Consider the following 6,897-nt stretch of genomic DNA (forward strand, 5'->3'; position numbering starts at 1 on the left):
CCCCCGCCCGGCGCGCGCCGTCCTCCCGGACCCGGATATGGCCCCGGCGGCGGCTGGCGCGCCCAGGCCCTGGCCCAGTGCGCCCAGGAGCAGGCCTACTGCGCCCAGATGTGCAACACCTCGTATTACGGGGGGTATCGGGACCAGTGCAACATGAACTGCAACGCCGTCTATGTGGCCTGCGTCAACCGGGCCAACACCATGTGACCCTGTTTGCGTCCGTCCGGCCGTGGAAACCCCTGCCACGGCCGGACGTTCAGACCGCATGCCGTTTTTCCCCTTCCCCATACCGCCCGAATTCCTCCATGGCCGGGTCCATGGCCGCCAGGAAGGCCAAAAGCGCCTCCACCTCGCTGCGCGGATTGACGTAGCGGCCGACCTCGCGCACATGGGCCGAGAGTTCCCGGACCATGGCCGCGCGCCCGGCCCGGGTCTGGCGGGGATAGGTGCGCACCATGCGGGCCGGGCCGCCGTTTCCGGCGCCGAAGACCACCACATAGGCCTCGGGGATGGCGTCGAAGATGCGCAGTCCCGGGAAACGCTCGGGAACGGCCGTCTCGCGGCCCAGAAAGTCCGCCCGGCCGCTTTTGGCCCCCAGGCGATAGTCCACCAGCATGGGCCGATAGCCGCGAAAGCGCAGCCAATGGATGTTATGGCGAAACCGGCGCACGTAAAAATTCTCGCGAAATATCCAAAAGCACAGCCCGGCGACCGCGATCACGGCCATGCCGGTCACCTGCCATAAGGACACCCGGGCGGCGACAGCCCCGACAAACGCCTCCAGCCAGCCCGCCGCGTCGTAAAGCGCGCCCCACAAGGCAAGCCACGTCTTGTGCGCCAGTTCCGTGACCGCTTCCCACAGCACATGGAAATATTTCCGGAAAAGCTCGGCAATGATGACGTCCAGATCGTCCATAGGCCCAGGGGCTCCACAGGGTCCGCACCCGGTTGCATGCGTCGGCGTTCAAATGTCACGCTACTCCGGCATCGGCCAAACTGCCTTCGGCCCCTTGGACTACACCTTTTCTCCGGTCTCCCGCAAGGACATGCCGCGTCTTCACTCCCGCGTCACCGCCGCGCCACGCCACCGCCATATGCCCCGGGCATCCTCCCTGACCATGACCGCACACGCCGCCCACCCGAAGTCCCCACGCCCCGTCACCCTGTCCGACCTGGGCCGCCTGGCCCGGGGCCGCATCCCCGGCCAGGTGGTGATCCAGTACACCGACCGCTGCAACGCCTCCTGCGTGCAGTGCGGCATGCGCACGGGCAACCGGTTCAAGCGCTCCACCCTGCGCCCGGACTTCCTCGCCCCCCAGATCGAGGCCATGGCCGCCCGGGGCGTGGCCGCCATCTCGTTCACCGGCGGGGAGCCGCTCTTGTGCCTGGACGACATCGCCCCCCTGGCCCGGCGCGCCCGTGAGGCGGGCATTCGCTACGTGCGTACGGGCACCAACGGTTTTTATTTCCGGGACCACGAACGTCCCGATTTCGCCGCGCGGGTGGCCAGCCTGGCGGACACCCTGCTGGCCAGCGGCTTCAACGCCTTCTGGATCAGCTTGGACAGCGCCGAGGCCGATCTGCATGAGGCCAACCGGGGTCTGCCCGGGGTGGTGCGCGGCATCGCCAAGGCCCTGCCCATCTTCCACGCCCACGGCCTGTATCCGGCCGCCAACCTGGGCATCAATCGCCACACGGGAGGGCGCACCCCGGACGGCGACGACGCGCCGCCGCCCCACGACCCGCACCGCCCCGACGCCTTCGCCGCCGCCGCCTTCACCGCCCATTTCCAAGGGGCCTTTCGCCGCTTCTACACCTTTGTGGAGTCGCTGGGATTCACCACGGTCAACGCCTGCTATCCCATGAGCGCCGAGGAATCCCCGCCGCCGGGAGACGACAAGGCAACCGCGACCGTGACGGCGGCGGAGGCGGTCTACGCCGCCACCTCGGCCGACGACTTCATCCGGTTCTCGCGCCAGGAGAAAGCCGCGCTGTTTGCCGCCCTTTTCGAGGTCATCCCGGAATACCGGGGCAGGCTGCGCATCTTCACCCCGCGCAGTTCCCTGCTCTCACTCATGCGCCACTACGGCGACGGGCCGCAAAACGGCCACTACCCCTGCCGGGGCGGCATCGACTTCTTTTTCATGGACGCGGCCCGGGGACACATCTTCCCCTGCGGCTACCGGGGCGGCGAGGACATGGGGCTGTTTTCGGATTTCGACCCGGCCAGGATCGCGGCCACCCCCTTTTGCGACCGCTGCGATTGGGAATGCTTCCGCGATCCTTCCGAGCTTTTCGGCCCGGTCATGGACGTCTTTTCCCGGCCCCTGTCCCTGGCCAAACGTTTTTTGACCGACGCCATGTACCGCCGGACCTGGATCGAGGACATGCGCTACGCCCTGGCCTGCGACGGGTGCAGCGCCGTGATCCCGCCGCATCCCGCACGGCTGGCCCGCTTCGCCCGCCCGAAGCCCTCTGCCTGATTTCTCCGGCGCAGTTGCTTTCCCGGCCCGGCCACGATAGGTGCGGGGGATGACCATTCGCCGGTTCCTGGACAATCCCCTTCTCGCCGTAGCCCGAAACGTGGCGCTCATCACCCTGGGCGCGCTCATCTTCAGCATCGGCGTCAAGGCCATCGCCGTGGAGCACGGCTTCATCTCCGGCGGTGTCTCGGGATTGGGGCTGCTTCTCTACTATCTCGTGGGGGGCCTGGGCATCGGCTCGTGGTATTTCGCCCTGAACGTGCCGCTCATGTTTGTGGGCTGGTTCAGCCTAAGCCGCCGCTTCATCCTCTACACCCTCTACGGCATGGCGGCCCTCAGCGTCTTCATGGACATGGTGACCTTTCGGGCGGGCATCGACGATCCCATGCTGGCGGCCATCTTCAGCGGGGCGGTCATGGGGGCCGGGGTGGGCATCGCCCTGCGGTCCTTTGGATCTTTGGGCGGCACGGACATCGTGGCCATTGCGCTGAACCAGAAATGGAACCTGCGCGTGGGGCAGTTCAACTTCTATTACAACCTGGTTCTTTTCTCCGTTGGTTTTTTCTTCTACGACACGGACCTGATCCTATATTCCCTGGTGCTCTCCTTTGTCTCGTCCACGGTCATGGAATACTTCCTGTCGCTTTTCAACCAGCGCAAGATGGTGCTGATCATCTCCGACCACTCCGAGCAGATCGCTCACGACATCGTGCATGTGCTGCGCCGGGGCTCCACATTCCTCTACGGGCGCGGGGCCTATACCGGCAAGCCCAAGAAGGTGATTTTGACCATCACCGACACGGTGCAGATCAAACGCCTGGAGGAGCTGGTCTTCGCCCGGGACAAGAACGCCTTTTTCGTGGTGGAGAACACCTTCAACGTGCTGGGCGAGGGGTTTTCCCGGCGCAAGGTCTATTAGCCCGGGAAACGCCGGACCACGGCGGCATATGATCGCTGTGGCGGCAACAGACTACAAAAAGACATGATAGGTGAATTCCAGAACCTCGCCGAGCTTCTTGGCCATGGCCTTGCCGATGGGACGCCGGTCCCGCTCCATGGCCGAGACGTTCGGGGCGCTCACCCCGAGACGCCCCGCAAGCTGCGCCTGGGTCAATTCGCGCAGCTCACGCGCGCTGCGCAGGCGTGAACCAGGGGTCGAGTCGGGGAAGACCTCCCGCAAGGGCGTCGTCGGCCCCACGGCGTATTCGATGGCCCGCGACACGGCATTCACCCTGGATTCGGGAACAACCGCGCAAATCTCCACGAGCCCGTCAGTACGGGGCTTTTTCGTGAGTTCCAACATAAATCACCTCCACCAGTTTCACCATGCGGTCTTCAACCATCCAAACCGCCACATACGTCGGCCGCCTCTTGTTCAGATGACAGTGGTACACTTCGCCAGGCCAGCCCCACAGCTTGCTGAAATGCGGCATTGTGGGCTGGAGCGGCCCGTCGGCCTCAATGGCGAAACCCAAAAGCGCAAGGCGGTCCGCGATCCTTTTGGGGAGCTTGTCCCGCTGCTTGGCCGCTTTTTTGGAAAACACCACCGTCCACTTCATGCAGAAAACCTATCATTTTTTGATATATTGTCAACTCCGGATGCCCCCCGCCGCAGCATCCCGGGCACGTCCCATTCCTTCATGAGCCAGGCCGCCGCCGGGGGAACCAGATGCTCCCAGGGATCATTGCGGATCATGCGCTGGCGCACCTCCGTGGCGCTGAGCCCCTTCTGCCAGGGCGACACCTCGCGCATGACCTCCACGACAAGCCCCAGCGACGTAAAAAGCTCCCGCTTGCGACGGCCCCAGTCGTCGTAGATGGACAAAAAAAACACCGCGTCCATGGGGACATAATACCGGTACAGCTCCGGGAGGTTGATGGGCAGGGGCACGACGGTGAAGCTCTCGGGATCGCAGCCGTTGTCCGTGAAGGCCTCCAGCAGGACGGCCCGCACCAGCCGTTGCCGCTGATAATAGGTCAGGGGATTGTTTTCCGGCGCCGACCGTGAAGGGTCGCTTGGGTCCGGCGCGGTCAGAAACGGATCGGGATTGGTGATGCCCACCACCAGATGCCGACAGCGTTTGGCCCCGTCCAAGAGATAGGCCAGATGGTCGTTGTGCAGCACCTGGAAACGGCCGTGGATGACCCCTACCTCATGCATGGTTCACCTCCGATGCAGTTCACGCAGGAAAAATGGACGGCAGGGGGCGGGCCAGAAATCGCGATGCTCCGGGGTCTCCCGGATGCCTGCCAATTTCGCCCGGTCCATGGCGTTTTGCAAGACCCGCATGAGCTCCGTGCCGCGCGGATGCCCCAGCGCCCCGCCCGCAGCCGCCACCTCGTCAAAATGCGTCACCGCGTCCCGGCGCACCCCGGGGCCGCACACCACCAGGGGCACGGGTTCGCCGCAGTGGATAAGCGGCCCGGCAGAGGGCGTGGAATGGTCGGCCGTGACCGCCAGGATAACCCCCGGGTCGTCGAGAAAGGCGACCATGGCCTGCCCCAGGCCCTCGTCCAAGGACTCGATGACCTGGCGTTTTTTCTGCGGCGACTTGGTGTGGGCGGCCACGTCCGGGGCCTTGGTATGCACATGGATGAAGTCGTAACGATCAAGCGCTCCCCGGGCCAGCCGCAGCCTCTCGGCCAGATCCGCGCCGGGGTTGGCCGTGTCCCTGCATTTGTGGACGTCCATGCCCAGGTAGGCGCACAGGCCGTGGTAGATGACGCCCGAGGCCACGGACAGGGCGCGAAGGCCGTGGCGCGCCAAAAAAGGCTCCGGTCTGCCCGGCCGCCCCGGGCGCTGGGTGACCACGGCGTTGACCGGGCACAGGCCCCTTGCCGCGCGGTGGGCATTGACCGGGTGTTCCGAGAGCGCCGCGTAGGCGTGCAGCAGATAGTCCTTGAGGGCCTTGGCTGCGTTCCCGCTGGCCAGGTCCGCGCCGCACAGGGGCAGCACCTCGGGGATGGGCAGGCCGTCCACCATGGGGTTGGTGTCCGTGAAGTCCGGCCCCACCGCGTCCCCCGAGCCCCCGGACAGCACAAGTATTCCGAAAAGCCCCCGGTCCCGGACCAGCCGGAAATGCACCCCCCGGCTCTCGAACCCGGCCACGGCCGCAAAAAGCTCCAGGGCCTCGGCCTCGGTCACGGCCTCAGGTTTGTCGCGAAAAAGATACAGGCCGCCGTCCTGCTCGGCCACGCTGGAAAAATGGGCCAGGGCCGCCACTTCGTCAGGCGAAACGGCAATCCCCGCCCCCAGGGCCTCAAGCGGCCCCCGGCCGGGGAACTCGCTCGCCTGGTAGCCGAACATGGCGAAATGGGCGTTTTCGCTCGGCAGCGCCTGCCCCAGATGCCCGGCGTGGTACAGGCCGTTGCAGCCAAGCGCCGCCAGCCGGTCCAGGTTGGGGGTATCGGCCGCCTCAAGCGGCGTCCTGTGGCCGAAACAGGCGTGGGACCGGTCCCCCAGCCCATCCAGCACCACAAGCACGCACCGTTTGACCGCCCGCTCCCCGCCCATGCCGTCTCCCCCACGCTTTTTCTGTTACGCCCCGTCCCCTTCCCCATACAGGGCGGCACGCAAAAGCGCCATGCCCTCCTGGCGCGGCAGCTCTAACCCGGTCCACAGCCTAAACTGCTCCACCGCCTGCCCGAAAAACATTTCAAGTCCCGTAACCGTCCTGGCCCCGGCCGCCGCCGCATCCCGCAAAAAGACCGTCTCATGCGGATTGTACACCAGATCATAGGCCACGGCCCCGGCTCCCACGCTCCCCGTGGGCATGGGCGACAGGCCCTCGTTTTTCCCGAGCATCCCCAAGGGCGTGGCGTTGACCACAAGCCCCCCGGCCCGCTCCGCCCGGGTCTCCCAGGCCACGCAGCCCACCCCGAAATCCCGGGCCAGGGTCTCGGCCTTGGCCGCCGTGCGATTGGTCATCAAAATCTCCGTCAGGCCAAGCTCCTTTAGCCCCGCCACCGCCGCCCTGGCCGCGCCGCCGCCGCCCACAACCAGCGCCGTGCCCGGCAGATCGCCCATCCCGCGAAGCGGCGCGACAAACCCGGCCACGTCCGTGTTCTCGCCGCACAACCTCCCGCCCCGCCAAAAAAGCGTGTTCACCGCGCCCACCGCCCGGGCCCGGTCCGTCACCTCGTCCACGAACGCCATCACCGCCGCCTTGTGCGGGATCGTCACCGAGACGCCCTCAATCCCCAGCACCCGCACCGCCGTCATAAAATCCGCCACCCGGCCCGCCGCAACCGGCCAGGCCATGTACACCCCGGGCAGCCCGAAATGCCCGAAACCCCAATTGTGCAGTAAAGGACTTAAGCTATGCCCGAGCGGATGCCCGATGATGCCGAACAGGCGGGAGGGGAGGAAAGGCATGGGAGGCTCCTTGGCGGGAAATGGGAACTGGGGAGGGGG

Annotated in this window: 8 protein-coding genes and 1 pseudogene; 3 read left to right on the plus strand and 6 right to left on the minus strand. The window is 66.2% G+C overall.

Annotation, left to right across the window (positions count from 1 at the left end; genetic code table 11):
* Window positions 1-207: pseudogene (locus tag V3572_RS02635) on the plus strand (hypothetical protein); the annotation flags it as partial.
* 49 nt (window positions 208-256) lie between these two features.
* On the opposite strand, the gene V3572_RS02640 reads toward V3572_RS02635, so the two are convergent.
* The gene (locus V3572_RS02640; RefSeq protein WP_332109420.1) at window positions 257-916 is read right to left on the minus strand and encodes a hypothetical protein; all 660 of its coding nucleotides are present in this window, start codon (window positions 914-916) and stop codon (window positions 257-259) included.
* A gap of 52 nt (window positions 917-968) precedes the next feature.
* On the opposite strand from V3572_RS02640, the gene V3572_RS02645 reads away from it, so the two are divergent.
* Together V3572_RS02645 and V3572_RS02650 are read left to right on the plus strand one after the other, a co-directional pair.
* Window positions 969-2,483 (plus strand): radical SAM protein, encoded by a 1,515-nt coding sequence (locus V3572_RS02645; RefSeq protein WP_332109421.1) that lies wholly within the window; start codon window positions 969-971, stop codon window positions 2,481-2,483.
* Between the two features lie 49 nt (window positions 2,484-2,532).
* Window positions 2,533-3,402, plus strand: coding sequence for a YitT family protein (locus tag V3572_RS02650; RefSeq protein WP_332109422.1), 870 nt, complete (start codon window positions 2,533-2,535; stop codon window positions 3,400-3,402).
* Between the two features lie 51 nt (window positions 3,403-3,453).
* Here V3572_RS02650 and V3572_RS02655 read toward each other — a convergent pair whose 3' ends face one another.
* Genes V3572_RS02655 through aroE form a run of 5 tightly spaced genes read right to left on the minus strand, consistent with a single transcriptional unit; the run spans window position 3,454 to window position 6,858 of the window.
* Window positions 3,454-3,786 (minus strand): helix-turn-helix domain-containing protein, encoded by a 333-nt coding sequence (locus V3572_RS02655; protein ID WP_332109423.1) that lies wholly within the window; start codon window positions 3,784-3,786, stop codon window positions 3,454-3,456.
* Window positions 3,755-4,030 (minus strand): cytotoxic translational repressor of toxin-antitoxin stability system, encoded by a 276-nt coding sequence (locus V3572_RS02660; protein ID WP_332109424.1) that lies wholly within the window; start codon window positions 4,028-4,030, stop codon window positions 3,755-3,757. The genes V3572_RS02655 and V3572_RS02660 overlap by 32 nt, the downstream gene beginning before the upstream one ends.
* Before the next feature lie 8 nt (window positions 4,031-4,038).
* Entirely contained in the window at window positions 4,039-4,644 is a 606-nt protein-coding gene (locus V3572_RS02665; protein WP_332109425.1) for a nicotinate-nucleotide adenylyltransferase, read from the minus strand.
* A 3-nt stretch (window positions 4,645-4,647) separates the two neighbouring features.
* Window positions 4,648-5,997, minus strand: a complete 1,350-nt coding sequence (locus V3572_RS02670; protein ID WP_332109426.1) for an alkaline phosphatase family protein — start codon at window positions 5,995-5,997, stop codon at window positions 4,648-4,650.
* 24 nt (window positions 5,998-6,021) lie between these two features.
* Window positions 6,022-6,858: a shikimate dehydrogenase gene (gene aroE / locus V3572_RS02675; RefSeq protein ID WP_332109427.1), complete on the minus strand. Its 837-nt coding sequence runs from the start codon at window positions 6,856-6,858 to the stop codon at window positions 6,022-6,024.
* Window positions 6,859-6,897: the final 39 nt, after the last annotated feature.

Source organism: Desulfolutivibrio sp. (assembly GCF_036584575.1).
GTDB lineage: Bacteria > Desulfobacterota > Desulfovibrionia > Desulfovibrionales > Desulfovibrionaceae > Desulfolutivibrio.